Source organism: Campylobacter sp. CN_NE2, assembly GCF_027797465.1.
Classification (GTDB): domain Bacteria; phylum Campylobacterota; class Campylobacteria; order Campylobacterales; family Campylobacteraceae; genus Campylobacter_B.
In genome coordinates this window covers 356,463-374,168 of the sequence record NZ_CP115608.1, presented here as the reverse complement: position 1 = coordinate 374,168, position 17,706 = coordinate 356,463, and the positions used below count along the sequence as shown (strand labels likewise).

Annotated in this window: 14 protein-coding genes; 10 read left to right on the top strand and 4 right to left on the bottom strand. The window is 36.3% G+C overall.

Translation table 11 applies throughout. The annotated features are described in order from the left end of the window. Positions 1 to 95 precede the first annotated feature (95 nt). Together PF028_RS01905 and PF028_RS01900 are read left to right on the top strand one after the other, a co-directional pair. On the top strand, positions 96 to 2,678 hold the full coding sequence (locus tag PF028_RS01905) for a YhdP family protein (RefSeq protein ID WP_270861298.1): 2,583 nt from the start codon (positions 96 to 98) through the stop codon (positions 2,676 to 2,678). Further along, complete coding sequence (locus PF028_RS01900; protein ID WP_270861297.1) at positions 2,675 to 3,736, top strand: tyrosine-type recombinase/integrase; 1,062 nt, start codon at positions 2,675 to 2,677, stop codon at positions 3,734 to 3,736. Before PF028_RS01905 ends, PF028_RS01900 begins: the two co-directional genes overlap by 4 nt. Here the strand turns inward: PF028_RS01900 and PF028_RS01895 are convergent. The 4 genes from PF028_RS01895 to PF028_RS01880 form a co-directional block, all read right to left on the bottom strand. Further along, positions 3,726 to 4,379 (bottom strand): DUF3137 domain-containing protein, encoded by a 654-nt coding sequence (locus tag PF028_RS01895; protein WP_270861296.1) that lies wholly within the window; start codon positions 4,377 to 4,379, stop codon positions 3,726 to 3,728. The genes PF028_RS01900 and PF028_RS01895 overlap by 11 nt on opposite strands. Before the next feature lie 279 nt (positions 4,380 to 4,658). Continuing rightward, on the bottom strand, positions 4,659 to 5,012 hold the full coding sequence (gene acpS / locus PF028_RS01890; protein WP_270861295.1) for a holo-ACP synthase: 354 nt from the start codon (positions 5,010 to 5,012) through the stop codon (positions 4,659 to 4,661). Between the two features lie 188 nt (positions 5,013 to 5,200). Continuing rightward, complete coding sequence (locus PF028_RS01885; RefSeq protein WP_270861294.1) at positions 5,201 to 5,692, bottom strand: peptidylprolyl isomerase; 492 nt, start codon at positions 5,690 to 5,692, stop codon at positions 5,201 to 5,203. Between the two features lie 9 nt (positions 5,693 to 5,701). Then, on the bottom strand, positions 5,702 to 6,439 hold the full coding sequence (locus PF028_RS01880; RefSeq protein WP_270861293.1) for a YebC/PmpR family DNA-binding transcriptional regulator: 738 nt from the start codon (positions 6,437 to 6,439) through the stop codon (positions 5,702 to 5,704). 259 nt (positions 6,440 to 6,698) lie between these two features. On the opposite strand from PF028_RS01880, the gene PF028_RS01875 reads away from it, so the two are divergent. The 8 genes from PF028_RS01875 (at position 6,699) to ilvA (ending at position 17,662) form a co-directional block, all read left to right on the top strand. After that, positions 6,699 to 6,896, top strand: a complete 198-nt coding sequence (locus PF028_RS01875; protein ID WP_270861292.1) for a heavy-metal-associated domain-containing protein — start codon at positions 6,699 to 6,701, stop codon at positions 6,894 to 6,896. A 24-nt stretch (positions 6,897 to 6,920) separates the two neighbouring features. Beyond that, positions 6,921 to 9,089, top strand: a complete 2,169-nt coding sequence (locus tag PF028_RS01870) for a heavy metal translocating P-type ATPase (RefSeq protein WP_270861291.1) — start codon at positions 6,921 to 6,923, stop codon at positions 9,087 to 9,089. Positions 9,090 to 9,252: 163 nt separating this feature from the next. Beyond that, positions 9,253 to 11,805, top strand: a complete 2,553-nt coding sequence (locus PF028_RS01865) for a bifunctional aconitate hydratase 2/2-methylisocitrate dehydratase (protein ID WP_270861290.1) — start codon at positions 9,253 to 9,255, stop codon at positions 11,803 to 11,805. A 167-nt stretch (positions 11,806 to 11,972) separates the two neighbouring features. Continuing rightward, the gene (locus PF028_RS01860) at positions 11,973 to 13,229 is read left to right on the top strand and encodes an ankyrin repeat domain-containing protein (RefSeq protein WP_270861289.1); all 1,257 of its coding nucleotides are present in this window, start codon (positions 11,973 to 11,975) and stop codon (positions 13,227 to 13,229) included. Between the two features lie 34 nt (positions 13,230 to 13,263). After that, positions 13,264 to 14,952, top strand: coding sequence for a Na+/H+ antiporter NhaC family protein (locus tag PF028_RS01855; protein WP_270861288.1), 1,689 nt, complete (start codon positions 13,264 to 13,266; stop codon positions 14,950 to 14,952). Then, positions 14,953 to 16,059, top strand: coding sequence for a tRNA (uridine(54)-C5)-methyltransferase TrmA (trmA, locus tag PF028_RS01850; protein WP_270861287.1), 1,107 nt, complete (start codon positions 14,953 to 14,955; stop codon positions 16,057 to 16,059). Further along, a complete protein-coding gene (locus PF028_RS01845) occupies positions 16,056 to 16,451 on the top strand; it encodes a CoA-binding protein (protein ID WP_270861286.1) in 396 nt (131 codons plus the stop codon). The genes trmA and PF028_RS01845 overlap by 4 nt, the downstream gene beginning before the upstream one ends. Continuing rightward, a complete protein-coding gene (gene ilvA, locus PF028_RS01840; protein ID WP_270861285.1) occupies positions 16,451 to 17,662 on the top strand; it encodes a threonine ammonia-lyase in 1,212 nt (403 codons plus the stop codon). The genes PF028_RS01845 and ilvA overlap by 1 nt, the downstream gene beginning before the upstream one ends. The last annotated feature ends 44 nt before the right edge of the window (positions 17,663 to 17,706 follow it).

The following is a 17,706-nucleotide window of genomic DNA, read 5'->3' as shown; positions in this document are numbered from 1 at the left end:
AATTCGGAAAATTTAGGCAAAATTATACACGAAAACGGCAAAAGTTTGAATAAATTTTACAAATTTTAGTTATTATACGCAAAAGGTTTTTATTTATGAGCAGTTTTTTTCGTTTTTTTTATAAATTTTTTATCGCATTAGCTCTTTTGTTTGTCGTGCTTGTTTTGCTTCTTAAACACGGCGTAGAGTTTGAAAATTTGCACTTTTCAGGTGCAAATTTGGATAAATTTTTTATAAAACTAGATGAAAATATTATCCTAAAAATCGAAAATTTAACAATTCCAAAATCGCAAAAACAAGATGAAAAAGAAGAAAAAAATCTTGCTCAAATTCAACAAAGCCTAGTAAATCAAAGTAAAAAAATCATAACGCTAGGCAAATTTTTTCAAGAAATCGATATAAAAAATATAAATCTTGGTGATCAAAATATTACGCTTTTTTATAAAAATAACACTTTTTATATAGACAATCAAGAATTGCGTGTAAATACCAAAATTACGGAGCTTGATGACGGCGAAGTAAAGTTTTTTTTAAACGATTTTGAACTTAAAAATTTTAACCTTTATTTAGGCGGCGAGCTAACCACTGACACAAAACATAACAAATACAAATTCGACGGTGTTTTTAGCTCTCACGAACTTGACGGAAAATTCGAATTTGATATAGTAGGCGATATGTTAAATTACGAAATTTACGATGTTCATGCATTAAGTTTAAAAAATTTTATGGACGAATTTGCCAAAATTACCGATTTGCACCCGGAAGTTAAAAGCTGGATTTACGGTAAAATCGTAGCACAAGAATACACAATAGAAAATTTGCGCGGAAAGCTAAATTTACGCTCGGGGGATTTTTTCCCAAATGATTTAACAGGAAGCGCATTTGCTAAAAATTTAAAAATCAAATTTGAAGAAAGCATTGAACCGGCAGATGTCGATGAAGCGCATATTTCGCTAAATAACGGCGATTTGAGCTTTTATCTTAAAAACCCTTATTTTAAGGGCAAAAATATGTTCGGTAGCAGCGTTAGCATAAGGCGAATTTTTAGCGACAATCCAAGCTTGTTGCTTGATTTACAAACAGACGGGGTTTTAGATACCGATTTGGTTGCGATTTTAGGGGCTTATGGTATAAATTTACCGCTTTATCAAACAAACGGAAAAACCGACGGCAGGGTTATTTTAGATGTTGATTTGATAAATTTGGGCGTCAAAGTTGGCGGTTTTGTAAGGCTCGAAGATGCCGATATCATCATCTCCGATGCTCCATTTAAGAGCAAAAAAGCAAATTTAACGCTTGGCAAAGAAAAGATGATTTTAAAAGATTCAAATCTTAAAAGCGATATTTTTGATTTAAGTGGAGACGGAGAATTTGATTTAATCAACTTAAAAGCCGATTTTAATGCTATTATAAATAGTTTAAATATAAATTTCAGCGGTAAAAAAATACTAAATTTAAAAAACGCAAAAGATAGATTAAAGCTCGATTTTAAGGATATTCCGATTTTAAGTTCGCAGTTTTTAAATACAGATATTAAATTTGACAAAACCACAACCATAAGCGTTAAAAAATTTGAAAATTTGGTGCAGTTTTCGCCGTTTTTAAAAAATTTAGGTATAAAAGGCGGGGATTTGAAAATTTCAACAAAAGATTTTTCAAATTTCGATATTTTGGGAGAAAATTTAAAATTTGATTTTGGAATTTTACACAAAAACGGCAAAGCCTACAATAGCGACAATCTTAAACTAAAAATCACGCCAAATTCCGTAAGCGGGGAAAGTGAAAGTAAAATTCTCTCTTTTAAAATGGATAAAAATGAAAATTTGATAAATATTCATAATGCCGATTTTATCGTAAATTTTGGCGATAGCGGTGTTAAAATCGCCGAAAATTTAAGCGATAAAATAAATTTTAATGGACAAAATTCAAATTTAATCTTAAAAGATTTAAATAAAACGCTAAATTTTACTTCTTACAAAGGCGTATTAAACGGCACAGATACCGAGATTGATGCCAAATTTGAAAAAGGCGATATTAAACTTAAACTCAAAAAACACCTTTTTCAAGCACTAGCAAACGACATAGAAAGCAAAACGATAAATTCACTACTTGGAAGCCAAAGTTTTGAGAGCGGAGTATTTAGCCTAAAAGCAAGTGGAATCGATCCTAACGAATTTAAAGGCGAAATCGAAATTCAAAATACATTTTTGAAAGATTATGTTTTATATCAACAACTTTTATCGTTTTTAAACTCAATCCCGTCGCTTTTAAGCTTTAAAACGCCGGATTTTAACGACAAGGGTTTTACCGTTAAAAATGGAAAAGCCTATTTTAGACGAAGTGGTGAAAAAATCATCATCGAAGCTATGGATTTTGTAGGCACGAGCGCTGATATTGCAGGAAGTGGCGAGATAAATTTAAAAAATAAAAATATAAATATCGATTTAGAAATCAAATATTTAAAAGACGCAAGTTCGTTTATAAGTAAAATTCCTTTGCTGAACCACATTATTTTGGGCAAAGACGGCACGATTTCGACAATCGTCGAAATTCGCGGAACGCTTGATAAACCGACATACAAAACAGGCGTTGCAAAAGATCTAATCTCAACTCCGTTTAATATCATCAAAAATACGCTAACGCTGCCGTTTGTCATATTTGAAAGGGATAAAAAATGAAATTTGAACTTGATTACAAAGAGAGCTTTGAAAAGTCACTACTTTTTTGGCTTACTAGATTTGTTAAATTTAAACTTAGTTCGCTCTCAAATAAAGAGCTAAAAAACCATGAACTTTTTACAAAAACAAATATGGCGTTAAATTCGGAGCTAAAAAATATAAATGAACTTGAAATTCTAGCAAAACAGGCAAGAAATGCAGGTCTAACCGGCATAAATACATATTTTAATCCATTAAAAAAGCTTTATAGCGTGCTTTGCGAATACAACCTAAAAAGCCTAAAAAATATCGACGAAGAACTTTTGAGTGAAATTTTAGCCAGTATCACAGGCGGACTAAGCGATGCGAGTAAAAAAAACTACCGCATAGCCGTAATCAATTTTTTTGGATTTATCGACCGACAAAATGAATTTGACGGCGCTTCGCATAACTTTGGCATAACTTTGAAAAACTGGGGTGGCGTTGGCGGTGGTCGTGGCGTGAAACTACCTGAGTTTATGAGTGAAGATGAGATAAAAAGGTTTATCGAAGCTATCGATTTGGCTGATTTTGGCAAAAATACACATAGAAATCAGCTTATTATCAAAATTATCATTTATACTGGCATTAGAGTCGGAGAAGCGTTAAATTTGAAGAAAAAAGATATTAGCGAAGACGGCGATTTATACATTTTGCGAATTCGTGGCAAAGGAAACAAATACCGCACGGTTATGATAAAAAAATACCTAATAGACGAGCATTTAAAGGCTTTGCCGATAAATTATAACAATAAAGACGGATATTTATTTATAAATCGAAACGGAGCGCCGATAACTCAGGCTTATGTCAGCAGAAGCGTTGAAGCTATTTTGATGAATGCTGGAATTCGCAAAGAAAAAAACGGAGCCCACATGCTTCGCCACACCTTTGCGACAATGCTTTATAAAAAGCAAAAAGATTTGGTTTTGGTTCAAGAAGCTTTGGGTCATGCTAGTTTAAATACTTCGCGAATTTATACCCATTTTGATAGCCAAAAACTCCGCCTTGCTGCGCAAATCGCAGAAGAATTTAACGAGTAAGTTTTTGATTTTTCAAAACGGTTTTTGGGTAGATATTTAGCGTCAAATTTAGCTCGTCGATAACAGAGAGAATTTCTAAAAATTCATCTCTAAAATAATGAGCCTGTGCGATACTTGGTGCAAAAAAGAAACTAGGTTCAAAAAGATTTTTACTATTTTCTAAAAATAGATAAAATTTTCCGTTTTTAAACGCCGCACTTACAAAACCAAAATTTTCATTTGCGTTGATTTTACAGAGTCTCTCCATAAAACTAAAACTTAACAAAAATCTAGTTTCCGTTTTGTCGGTCGTTTCAACATCAAAAATTTTGTTAAATTCTGTATCGTCGAGTTTATCAGAATTCATTTTATAACTATAAATTTCTTTGTTTTTAATTTTTAAATCATATTTAAAATCTTTGTAAAATTCACAAGAAAATATCGCACCATGTGTATTTTTATAACGAGAATATTCAGCAAATCTAAAATTTAAACCTTTATAATTTCCACTTATAAAATCGGATAAAGCATATTTGCCAATTCCCGTATTTTTTAATTCATCATAATCATATAAAAAACTTTCTTTTTCATATACGAAATTTTTATCAATATTTTTTATAGCTTCAATTACAAAATTTTCTTTAAAAAAAATTTTCGTAGTCAATATTTTTATGAAAAATTCTCCCTAAATGAAACCATCCTACCATATATAAATATGGTAAAAAAAGCATTTGCAAAACTGGATTATCTACAAAAAATTTAACATAAGAAAACACAATGTAAGGCACACATACGCAAGTGCAAAACATCATAAAAATCTCTTTAAACACAAATATTCTAAATTTTTTAAATTCTTGTTTTGTTTTTTCAATAGAATTTAATAAGTCTTCATTTGACAAAAATCTACTACTTGGATTAATCGGAAATACTAACTTGGTAAAAGTCAATTCTCGCGCTCCAAAATCACCGCTGCGATGGCGAAATTTCCGTCGTGGCTAATGCTAAGAGCTGAGTTTTTTATGCCAAATTTGGCTTTTAAATTTGGTGAAATTTCAAAAAACGGCGCACCTTTTGGCGTTTTTGCGATTTTTATATCCAAAAATCCACACTCGCCACCAATGCCCGTGCCAAGAGCCTTTGAAAAGGCTTCTTTGGCAGCGAAAAATCCTGCCAAAGTTTCATCGCTTTTTATCAAAGCGATTTCATCATCGCAAAAAACGCGACGCAAAAATTTTTCGCCGAATTTTTCTTTTAGAGCCGATATTCTGCTAATTTGCACTATATCTATGCCTACCATTTTTTATCTTTAATCTCTTTTTTTGGCAAATTTATTTTTTGATTTATCAACCACTGGCGATTGCCACGACGACTACGCCGTCTCGCAATGACAGATTAAACAAATTTGCTTTTTTTGTCATTGCGAGCGAGTGAAACGAACGAAGCAATCGCCAAACTCAAAATAATCAAAATGCAAATTTGCAAATTCTACAAACTCTCTTTAATTTCGATATTTACGATTTTGTCGCCCTGTCTGATACTATCAAGCACTTTTAGGCTCGGCTCGTCGCAAATTTGCCCAAACACGGTATGAACGCCGTCAAGGTGCGGTTGTGGGCTGTGGCAGACGAAAAATTGACTTCCGCCCGTGTCGCGTCCTGCGTGAGCCATACTTAGCGTTCCACGCAAATGTCTGTGTTTTTGCCCTACGCACTCGCATTTTATACGCCAACCGGGACCTCCGGTACCTGTGCCATACGGACAGCCACCTTGTATCACAAAATTTGGGATAACTCTGTGGAAATTTAGCCCTTTGTAAAAGCCGTCGTTTGCCAACGAGGCAAAATTCGTAACAGCCTGTGGCGCTTCATCGCCAAAAAGCTCCAAATTCATATCGCCTTTTTCGGTTTTGATAACGGCGAATTTAAATTTCGCTAACTCAGACTGATTTATTTCATAAATTTTCAAATCTTCTCTCATATTAAATCCTTATTCGATATTTGTATAAACTGCCTGAACATCGTCATCTTCTTCGAGTTTGTCAAGCAAAACTTCTATGTCGGCTAACTGCTCGTCACTAAAAGATTGTTTATTATTTGGCACGAATTTTAACGCCCCGCTGATAAGCTCCAAGCCCATTTTTTCGATACCTTCGTTAAGTGTGCCAAAGCTCTCATACTCGCCATAAAGCGTGATAGTTTTTTCAGTCTCGCCCTTGTCGTTTTCGAATTCGTTTAGCTCGATTTCGCTTAACCCAAAATCAATCATTTCAAGCTCGATCTCGTCCATATCCAAATTTTCGCTAAATTTGACTTCAAAAACGCTCTTGCGTGAAAACATAAAGCTAAGGCTTCCGCTTGGCAAAAACTCGCCTTTTGCTTTATTGAAAATCGATTTTATATTTGCAACCGTGCGTGTAGGGTTATCTGTGGCACACTCGACGATGACAAGTGCGCCGTGTGGGGCTTTGCCGTCATAATGGATAGTTTTTATATCCACGCTATCTTTACCACTAGCGCGTTTTATCGCTGCGTCGATATTGTCTTTTGGCATATTTTGCGCCCTAGCTGTGGCGATTGCGGTGCGAAGTTTTGGGTTCATATCAGGGTCGCTACCGCCTTCTTTGGCTGCCATTGTGATTGCTTTGCCGAGTTTTGGAAAAAGTTTGCTCATCTTTCCCCATCTAGCTTCTTTTGAAGCTCGTCTATACTCAAACGCTCTTCCCATGAAAATCCTTGTAAATTTAAAATTTAAAACTTGTGATTGTAGCAAAATTTGGCTTAAATTTTTGGTAATGCGATTATTTGGGAATTCGATTTGCTTAAATTTGTCATTGCGAGACTTGCCGTTAGGCAAGTCGTGGCAATCGCCAATGATAAAATAAACAAATTTGTATTTATTTTAACCACAAATAAAAATTTAAATGTTGTAAAAATATTTAACTTTTTGATATACAATTTCAAAAAAATTTTTTAAAGGACAAAAAATGAAATTTAAAGTAAATAACATAAACTGCGAAAATTGCGCTAAAAGTATAAAAAACGGCTTAGAAGAAGACTACGGCGAAATCGTCGTTAGCGTAGCAGATAAAACCGTCGAAGTAAATTTAAACGAAGAAAACGCAGAAGCTTTTAAAAATGATTTAAGCGATCTAGGCTTCGAAGTGGTCGCAAAAATCGACTAAATTTAGCGAATTTTTCAAATTTAAATGTCAAAAAAAGAAAATCTAAACATAGTCGGAATGACCTGCGTGAATTGCTCGAACGCAATCGAGCGAGTTACGCGCAAGATTGACGGAGTTGAGAGTGTAAATGTCAGTTTTACGGCTGGTTCTGGCGAATTTATAGTGCGTGATGAAGCCACACTTGAAGCCGTAAAAGCAAAAATCACAAAACTAGGCTACGAAATCGCCACAAACTACGAAGAGCTGGAAGCCAAAAAGGCGCGAAATTTAAAAAATATGCTTTTTAAATTCGTTTTAGCCGTGATTTTAGCGTCTTTTATAATGCTAATTGAGATGAAAACAAATTTCAGCTTCGCCGTAAAAGCCCTACTCTGTGCGATTTTAGGTGCCGTTGTGCTTGGCTTTTGTGGCAAAAACTTTTTTTACCACGCGCTAGGCTCACTTAAAAACAAAAACTACGATATGAATGTGCTGGTCTCTCTTGGCTCGTCTGCGGCGTATTTGTATTCGCTAGGAAGTGCGATTTTTGTCCATTTTAAGGGCGGAAACGAGTGGGCGAATTTGTATTTTAGCTCTTCATCGATGATAATTGCTTTCATATTGCTTGGAAAATACCTTGAAGAGCAAAGCAAACTAAAAGCGAACGACTACATTAAAAAACTTATCGATTTAAGCCCAAAAAAGGCGGTTTTGATTAACCCAGACGGCACGACAAGCGAAATTTTGGCTAACGAACTAAAACCCGGCGATAAAGTTTTAGTAAAAAACGGCGCGCAAATCCCGGGCGATGGCATAGTCATAAGTGGCGAAGCTGAAATCGATACGAGCCTGATAACCGGTGAGAGCTTAGCCGTTTTTAAAAAGACGGGCGACAGCGTAAATGCTGGGTGCGTGAGTGTCGCAGGAATTTTGCAAGTGAAAATCACCAAATTTTCGCACCAAAGCGTTTTGGCTGAAATCAAAAATTTGCTAAGCGAAGCAGGAAGCAAAAAAATGCCGATTTCTCGCTTTGCCGATAAAATCGCAAATATCTTTGTGCCAAGCGTGATTTTTATCGCCGTTTGCGTGTTTGTGATTTGGCTAGTCGCAGGAAAAGCCCATATCGGCTTACTTTGCGCGATTTGCGTTTTGATTATTTCATGCCCTTGCGCTTTGGGTTTGGCTACACCCATTGCGATAGTTTGTGCTATTTCAAATGCCGCTAAAAACGGCGTTTTGGTGAAAAACCCGGAAGTTTTAGAAATCTTAAAAGATACGAAAATCGCCGTTTTTGACAAAACAGGCACACTCAGCAGGGGCGAAATTTCTGTAAATTTTACAAATTTAAGCGATGAAAATCTCGCACTAATCGCAAGCGTGCAAATGCTTAGCGAACACCCAATTTCAAAAGCGATTGTGAAATTTGCAAAAGAAAAAGGGCTTAAATTTGCTAAATTTGACGGGGAATTTGAGAGTTTACTAGGTCGTGGTATAAAGGCGCAAAACGGCGAATTTACGCTACTAGCGGGAAATAAAGAGCTTTTAAATGAAAACGGCGTGGAATTTGAAATGCCAAAAAATGCAGATGAATTTTTATCTAACGGCTTTGGCGTGATTTTTGTAGCGATAAATGCCGAATTCGTGGGCTTTGTGGCACTTAGCGACATTTTGCGTGATGAAACCGTAGAGTGCATAAAAACGCTAAAAAATCAAGGCATAAAAACCATAATGCTAACAGGCGACAACGCCAAAACAGCGAATTTCATCGGCAAAAGTTTAGGCGTAGATGAGATCATAAGCGAAGTTTTGCCAAGCCAAAAATACGAATTTATCGCAAATTTAAAAAACAGCGAAAAAGTCCTTTTCGTAGGGGACGGCATAAACGACGCTCCGTCTCTTAAAACCGCCGACATAGGCGTTGCGATGAACTCGGGTAGCGACATCGCCAAAGGTGCCGGGGACATAATCTTTATCAAAAACGACTTGCGAAATTTGGCTTATTTGATAAATTTGTCGCAAAAAACCATGACGACGATAAAACAAAACCTTTTTTGGGCGTTTTTTTACAATCTCATCTGCATACCTGTGGCGGCAGGAATTTTATATCCTTTATGGGGTGTCTTGCTAAAACCGATGTTTGGCGCAGCTGCAATGTGTTTTAGCTCAGTAACCGTGGTGCTAAATTCGATTAGACTAAAATTTGCGAGAATTTAAATTTACAAATAATTTTACATAAAATATTACTAAATTTAACGAATTTTGAGTGCAAATTTGCTAAATTTAAACTTAAAAAACCTACTTAACCATTTTTATAAATAAAAATTATGTTTTATTTTTGTAAAATATTAAGTTTTGAATTTTATTTTAAGGAAAAAATATGGCTTTTTTACAAGATTATGAAAAACATGTTGCCGAGCGCTTGGAGCTAGGCATACCACCGCTGCCGTTAAACGCAGAACAGACAAAGGAAATTTGCGACTTACTAAAAAACGGCGATAGCAAAAGCGAATTTTACGCTGATTTGCTTGAAAATCGCGTAAGTCCGGGCGTAGATGATGCCGCGAAAGTCAAGGCTGAGTTTTTAAATGAAATCCTAAATCACGGCTTAGAAATCGCCGTTATCAGCAAAAAAAGAGCTGTCGAAATGCTAGGAACTATGCTTGGCGGTTACAATGTCATCGTGCTGGTTGCCTGTTTGCAAAATAGTGATAAAGAAGTAGCAAGTGCCGCTGCAAAGGCTCTTAGTAATACAATTTTCGTGCATGATTATTTCAACGAAGTTGAAAAACTAGCTAAAACTAACGAATTTGCAATGCAAGTGCTAAAATCATGGGCAAATGCCGAGTGGTTTTTAAGTAGAGCTAAAATTCCTGAGCTTATCAAAGGTATCGTTTTTAAAGTCCCGGGAGAGACAAACACTGACGATCTAAGCCCTGCTAGTGAAGCTTTTTCTCGCTCAGACATTCCGCTTCACGCAAATGCAATGCTAGTAAAACGCCAACCAGGAAGCCTAGAAAAAATCGCAGAGCTTAAAAAAAGCGGTCGCCAAGTTGTCTATGTAGGTGATGTCGTAGGAACGGGAAGCAGCCGTAAAAGTGGCGTGAATTCGGTTCAATGGCATATCGGCGAAGACATAAAAGGTGTTCCAAATAAAAAAACAGGCGGCGTAATCATCGGCTCGACTATCGCTCCGATTTTCTTTAACACAGCAGAAGATAGCGGTGCGTTGCCGATTGTCGCAAATGTCGATAAACTAGAAACTGGCGATGAGATAGAAATTTATCCATTACAAGGCAAAATTCTTAAAAACGGCGAGTGCGTGAGCGAATTTAAACTTCTACCAAACACAATCGAAGATGAAATTCGAGCCGGTGGTCGAATTCCGCTTATCATCGCTAGGGGACTTTGCGCGAAAGCAAGAGCTAGTTTGAATTTAGAGAGCGAAAATATTTTCATAAAACCGGAACAACCAAAAAGCGACGAAAGTGTTGGCTACACACTAGCCCAAAAAATGGTAGGTAGGGCATGTGGCGTAGAGGGCGTAAGAGCAGGTATGTATGTAGAGCCACTCACACTCACGGTTGGCTCACAAGATACAACTGGCCCTATGACAAGAGATGAGATAAAAGAACTAGCAAGTCTTGGCTTTGGTGCAGATATGGTTATGCAAAGCTTCTGCCACACGGCAGCTTATCCAAAACCAAGCGATGCGATTATGCATAAGACCTTACCAAATTTTATGAGTAGCCGCGGCGGCGTGGCACTTCGTCCAGGGGACGGCGTAATCCACTCATGGCTAAATAGACTAGTTTTACCTGATACGGTAGGCACAGGTGGCGATTCGCACACGAGATTTCCTATCGGCATTAGCTTTCCAGCAGGTAGCGGTCTAGTCGCATTTGCAGCAGTTACAGGAAGTATGCCTTTAAATATGCCAGAATCCGTGCTTGTTAGATTCAAGGGAGAGTTGCAACCAGGCATTACGCTTAGAGATTTAGTAAATGCAATCCCTTACTATGCGATTAAAAAAGGTTTATTAACCGTCGAGAAAAAGGGTAAGAAAAATATTTTTGCAGGAAAAGTGCTTGAAATCGAAGGTTTGGAAAATTTAAAAGTGGAACAAGCATTTGAGTTAAGCGACGCTTCGGCTGAGCGAAGCGCAGCAGCGTGTGCCATTGCGTTAAATAAAGAACCGGTGATTGAATACATCAAATCAAACATCGAGCTAATTGATGCGATGATAAAAGACGGATATGAAAATGCCGTAACGCTTGAACGCAGAAAAGAAAAAATGAAAAAATGGTTAGAAAACCCTGAACTTCTAAAAGCAGATTCTAACGCAAAATACGCAGAAGTGATTGAAATCAATCTAAATGATATAAAAGAGCCGATTTTAGCGTGTCCAAATGACCCTGACGATGTAGCGACACTAAGCGAAATTTTAAGCGATCCAAAAAGAGCTAAAAATATCGATGAAGTTTTTGTGGGAAGCTGTATGACAAATATCGGGCATTACAGAGCGCTTGGCGAAGTGCTAAAAGGCGAAGGTCAAGTGCCTGTTCGACTATGGATAGCACCGCCTACAAAGATGGACGAAAAACAGCTTAGAAGCGAAGGATATTACGCGCTATTTGGCGCAGCAGGAGCTAGAATGGAAGTTCCTGGTTGTTCGCTTTGTATGGGTAACCAAGCCAGAGTGCGTGATGAAGCGATAGTATTTTCTACTTCGACAAGAAACTTCGATAACCGCATGGGCATGGGCGCAAAAGTTTATCTAGGCTCAGCCGAACTAGCAGCGGTTTGTGCGATGCTAGGCAGACTTCCAAGCGTGGCTGAATACCTAGAAATCGTGCCTAAAAAGCTTAACGGCAAAGAAGCACAAATTTATAGATATTTAAATTTCAACGAAATTGAGAATTTTTCGTTGTAAATTTACAAAATTCGGCAAATTTGATATTTTAAATTCGCCGAATTTTTAAAAAAATAAAAGTCGAAATTTCCATAATTTCGGCTTTTTTAAATTTAAAAAATGTTATAAGCTTAAAAATATTTTTTTTTGATAAAATATAGTTTTTAGTTTCAAAATTTAGGTTTGATATGAAAAAAATTATCTTCTCGGTTTTTTTACTTATCTTAGCAAATTCGCTATTTGCCTCGACATGCGACGATATACAAAAAGATCCAAATTCGTATTTTGTAAATATGGTTGCAAATCCAAAAGATGATTTTGTGTATCTAAACTCAAATTTTGAGTGTGAAAATTCGCTTTTAAATTTGAAATTTTTAAAACAACTTTATAGGCTAAGCAAAGAAATCCGTAACGAAAATATCGATTGCGTAGGAAACACAGCAATCGTAAATGAAAAAAAATTCCAAGAAAAATTAGCTTTTATAGCAATCGCACCAAAAATTTATGAAAATGGGCTTGATAAAACGCAAGAAAAACCAAATTTGCAACGCTATGAGGTTTGGTCGCATAAGAGTATAAAAAATTTTATGCTTTTTGATAAATTTAAAAACGAATTTGATAACGCAAATGTAAATTTAACCGAATTTTTCAAAAAAGATTTTGATGAAAACTATGCAAAAGTTATCGCAACAACTGCCTTAAATGAATATTTGAAATTTGCATTTGAAAATCACAAAGAAAATTTGCAATTTAGTGAAATTGAAGAGCTTTTGCTCCAAAAAAATATCAAAGCCGATGAGATAAAAGATTTTATTTTTTCTTGCGAATGTAGTGAATTTGGGCTAACAACAGCGTTAAATACGGCACTTTTGCACGGCAAAAATACTCAAATTTTGAAGGCTTTGATCGACCGTGGTGCCAATGTAAATTACGGTGATGAAAATTCAATCTTTTTTGCACTAAATTCGCCTGAAAATATCAAATTTTTACTCGCAAATGGTGCCGATATGAACTACAAAAATAGTTTTGGTTTAACGCCGATTTTTTATGTTGTAGAAAAAAATGATCCCGAACTTCTTAAATTTTTTATCTATAACGGCGCGAAATTAAATGTAAAACTTATTTCAAATACCGAAAAAATGGCGTTTATTTCAAGTAATTACGAACCATATCAAAACCTGTGCGCTTTTAATGAACCGTCAAAAACGCTTTTAATGCATGCAGCCGAATTTGGCGATAAAAATATAACTGAAATGCTAGTTAAAAACGGAGCAAATGAATTTGTGCTAGATGATTTTGGCTTAAATGCGCTTGATTATGCCATTTTGAGCGAAAATAACGAAACAATACAATATCTAAAAAATTTAGGATTGAAAGAAAATATACAAAAAGAGGAATTTTATGAGAGCGAGACAAATCAAACTAAACAAGCTTCAAATTTTTAAAAAATAAAATCATAAATTTTAAGAAAGAGCAGATATGAAAAGGATTTTTTTATTTTTATTATTGCCTATTTTGGCATTTTGTGACGAAGATTTGGCTGCGAAAAATTCTGAATTTTTCGGCATTTTAACGCTTATTCCGCCACTTGTGGCGATAGTTTTGGCTTTTATCACAAAAGATGTTATTTTTTCGCTACTTTTGGGCGTTTTAAGCGGAACTTTTATGATAAGCGTTAGCGAAAACGGAATTTTTAGCTCATTTATCAAGGCTTTTACCGACCTTTGTGCTAGGGTTATTAGCTCAATGGCTGATTCATGGAATGCCGGAATTTTGCTTCAAGTACTTTGTATCGGCGGCTTAATCGGACTTATCACCAAAATGGGCGGAACAAAAGCATTAGCCATTTGGCTTAGCCAAAGAGCTAAAACTCCGCTTTTATCGCAAATTTCGACTTGGTTTATGGGAATTGTAATTTTCTTTGATGATTATGCAAATGCACTTATCGTTGGTCCGATTATGAAACCGGTTATCGATAAATTCAAAGTTTCACGCGCAAAACTTGCTTTTATCATTGATGCGACAGCTGCGCCGATTACAGGCTTAGCGATTATTTCGACTTGGATCGGACTAGAAATTTCACTTATAAAATCATCTTACGAAATCATCGGCATAACCGACATTAACGCATTTGGCGTATTTATCGAAACGATTCCGTATAGATTTTATAACATTTTTATGCTATTTTTCGTGCTTTGCACTGCCTTGATGAGTAGAGAATTTGGACCTATGTATAAGGCTGAAATGGCAGCAAGATCTGGCGAAATACACAAACAACACTTTACAATCTCAAATTTAGACTCACAAACTTTCACGCCAAAAGAAGGCATTGTTTTACGCAAACGAAACGCTTTGGTGCCGATTTTAGTGATGATTGTGGCTTCATTTGTGGGATTTTATTTTAACGGTCTAGCAACGCTTGAAGGCGAAACGCTAGAAGCAGTAAAAGCTGCACCGCTTTCGTTTATGGCTTTGCGTGAAACATTTGGCGGGGCAGATGCTTCTGTGGTGTTATTTGAAGCTGCCCTATTTTCTTCGCTTGTCGCCGTTATAATGGGAATTTCGCAAAAAATTTACGGCGTAAAAGAAGGCATTGAGATTTGGGTTGGCGGCTGGAAAACTATGATTATCACGGTTGTGATTTTACTATTAGCTTGGTCGTTAAGCTCTGTTATCAAAGATCTTGGCACGGCAAAATACCTTGTCGAAGCGCTTTCAGATACGACGCCAAAAGTTTTACTACCGATTTTGATATTTATTTTGGGTTCATTTATCTCATTTTCAACCGGAACAAGCTTTGGCACAATGGGAATTTTAATGCCTTTGGCAATTCCATTAGCCCATGCAGTCGGCACTCACTATGGACTTGATGGAAACGAACTTCACGCCTACATGTGCGTAAATATCAGCGGTGTGCTAACAGGAGCCATTTTTGGCGATCACTGCTCCCCTATTTCAGACACTACGATTTTATCGTCAATGGGCGCAGGTTGCGATCACATCGAGCATGTTAGCACACAGTTTGTCTATGCGCTAAGTGTTGGAGCTATTACCATTTTACTTGGCTACGTGCCTGTTGCGTTTGGGCTTAGCGTTTGGTTATCGCTACTTTTAGGTATGACTGGTGTTGTTTTGCTTTTAAAAATAGTCGGCAAAAAGGTAGATTAGTTGAACTGCGAACATTTTGGAATTTGTGGTAGTTGCACACTAAATTTGCCTTATAGTGAGCAAATTTTGCATAAAAAAGAGCAAATTCGCTCACTTTTTAGTGAATTTTATAAAGGTGAGTTTGAATTTTTTTCTTCGCCTGAGCAAAACTATCGAAGCAGAGCTGAGTTTGGACTATATCATGACGGCGACGAGCTAAATTTTGCTATGAATTCGCTAGACAAAGAAAAAGTTATCATTAAAAATTGCCACATAGTCGAGCCAAAAATCGCAAATTTGATGAACGAAATTTTGCCAAAGATAAAAGAAAATCGTAATCTAAAAAGCAAAATTTTTGGCATAGAATTTGTTGCTTCAAAGCATGATTTAATGGCGATTTTGCTTTATCATAAAGATATTTTTGAAATCAAAAATGATTTAGAAAATTTAGCAAATTTGCTAAAAATCAAACTAATCGCAAGAAGTCGCGGTAAAAAGCTAGTTTTTGGCGGCGAAAATTTATTCGACGAATTTGAAATAAAAGGCAAAATTTATCGCTACACATACGAAGCTACGGCATTTTCGCAACCAAATAGAAGCGTAAATGAAAAAATGATCTCTTGGGCAAAAAGTTGTGTGAGAGATGGGCGAGATTTTTTGGAAATGTATTGCGGACATGGAAATTTCACAATCCCGTTAAGTGAGAATTTTAAAAGCGTTCTAGCGACCGAAATCAGTAAAAATTCAATCAAAAACGCCCTAAAAAACTGCGAAATAAACGGCGTAAAAAATATTAAATTCGTGCGAATTTCAAGCGAAGATTTAATGAGCGCATTTAAAAACGAACGCGAATTTCGCCGTTTAAAAGAGCAAAATATAAATTTAAACGAATTTGATTTTTCGCATATTTTAGTCGATCCGCCACGCGCCGGGCTTGATGAAAGTGTGCTTAAATTTATTAAAAATTACGAAAATATCATTTACATTTCGTGTAATCCACAAACGCTTTATCAAAATTTGCAATCGCTTTGCGATACGCATAAAATCGCTAAATTTGCGATTTTTGATCAGTTTGCACACACCGAGCATATCGAGTGCGGAGTTTTGCTAGAAAGGATAAAAAAATGATAGAAGAAATTTTAAAAAATGCCAAAAATATCGCTATCGTGGGACTTAGCCCTGATGAAGAAAAAGATAGCAATCGCGTGGCAAAATATTTAATTTCGCAAAATTTAAATATTTTTCCGATTTATCCTAAATTTGATGAAATTTTAGGTCGTAAAGTTTATAGAAATTTAAAAGAAATTAATGATAAAATTGACATTGTCGTTATGTTTAGAAAAGGCGAATTTGCAAATGAGTTGATAAGCGATGTCATCGCGCAAGGTGCAAATACGCTTTGGTTACAGCTTGGCATTTTTAACGACGAAGCAGGAAAAATCGCCGAAAATAACGGCATAAATTTCGTTCAAAACAAGTGCATAATGGTAGAATATAAAAATTTGAAAGGTTGGAAATAATGGTTGATTTAAACAAAATAGTTCAGGCAAAACGCACTATTTCGGGCTTTGTAAATAAAACGCCTTTTGCGTTATCGCCAAAAATGAGCAAAGCTTACGAAGCAGAAATTTATCTAAAAAATGAAAATTTGCAAAAAACGGGAGCTTACAAAATTCGTGGTGCTTTTAATAAAATCGCTCATCTTAGCGAAGAAGAAAAAGCTAAGGGTGTAATTTGTGCCAGTGCCGGAAATCACGCACAAGGCGTTGCCATTTCGGCAAAACATTTTGGCGTCAGAGCCGTCATCATCATGCCAGAAGCCACTCCGCTTTTAAAAGTAAGTGGCACAAAGGCTCTTGGCGGCGAAGTCATCTTAAAAGGCGATAATTTCGACGAAGCTTACGCCTATGCGCTAGAATACGCAAAAGAGCAAGGGCTAACTTTTGTTCATCCATTTGATGACGAATTTGTCCAAGCAGGTCAAGGCACAATCGCACTTGAAATGCTTGAAGATGTTGCTGATTTGGAGTATTTGGTTGTGCCTGTGGGCGGCGGCGGACTAGTAAGCGGCGTTGCAAGTTGCGCTAAACAGATAAATCCTGATATAAAAATCATCGCCGTTAGCGCAAAAGGCGCCCCTGCAATGTATGAAAGTTTCAAGAAAAAAGAAGCAATAAATTCAAAAAGCGTTCGCACGATCGCCGATGGAATTTCCGTGCGAGACACAAGCAAAATCACGCTAAAAACGATATTAGAGTGCGTTGATGAATTTGTGCAAGTCGATGATGAAGAGATAGCTAGTGCGATTTTATATCTGCTTGAAGAGCAAAAAATCATCGTCGAAGGTGCAGGTGCTGTGGGAGTGGCTGCCTTGATGAACGCTAAATTTAACTACCCAAAAAACGCAAAAATCGGCATAGTGCTAAGCGGCGGAAATATTGATGTGCAAATGCTAAATATCATCATCGAAAAAGGTCTAATCAAATCGCATCGCAAAATGACAATTATCGTAACGCTTGTGGATAAACCAGGAGCTTTGATGAATTTAACCGAAATCTTACGAAAAGCAAACGCAAATATTGTTAAAATCGATTATGATAGATTTTCAACTAAGCTTGATTACGGCGATGCTGCTATAACTATCACGCTAGAAACCAAAGGCAAAGATCACCAAGAAGACATTGCTTATGCGCTTAAAAATGCGGGATATGATTTTAAAGAGATTTTGTAAATTTGGTTAGAATTTGTGGAAATTTGCAAATTCTAACGCCGTTT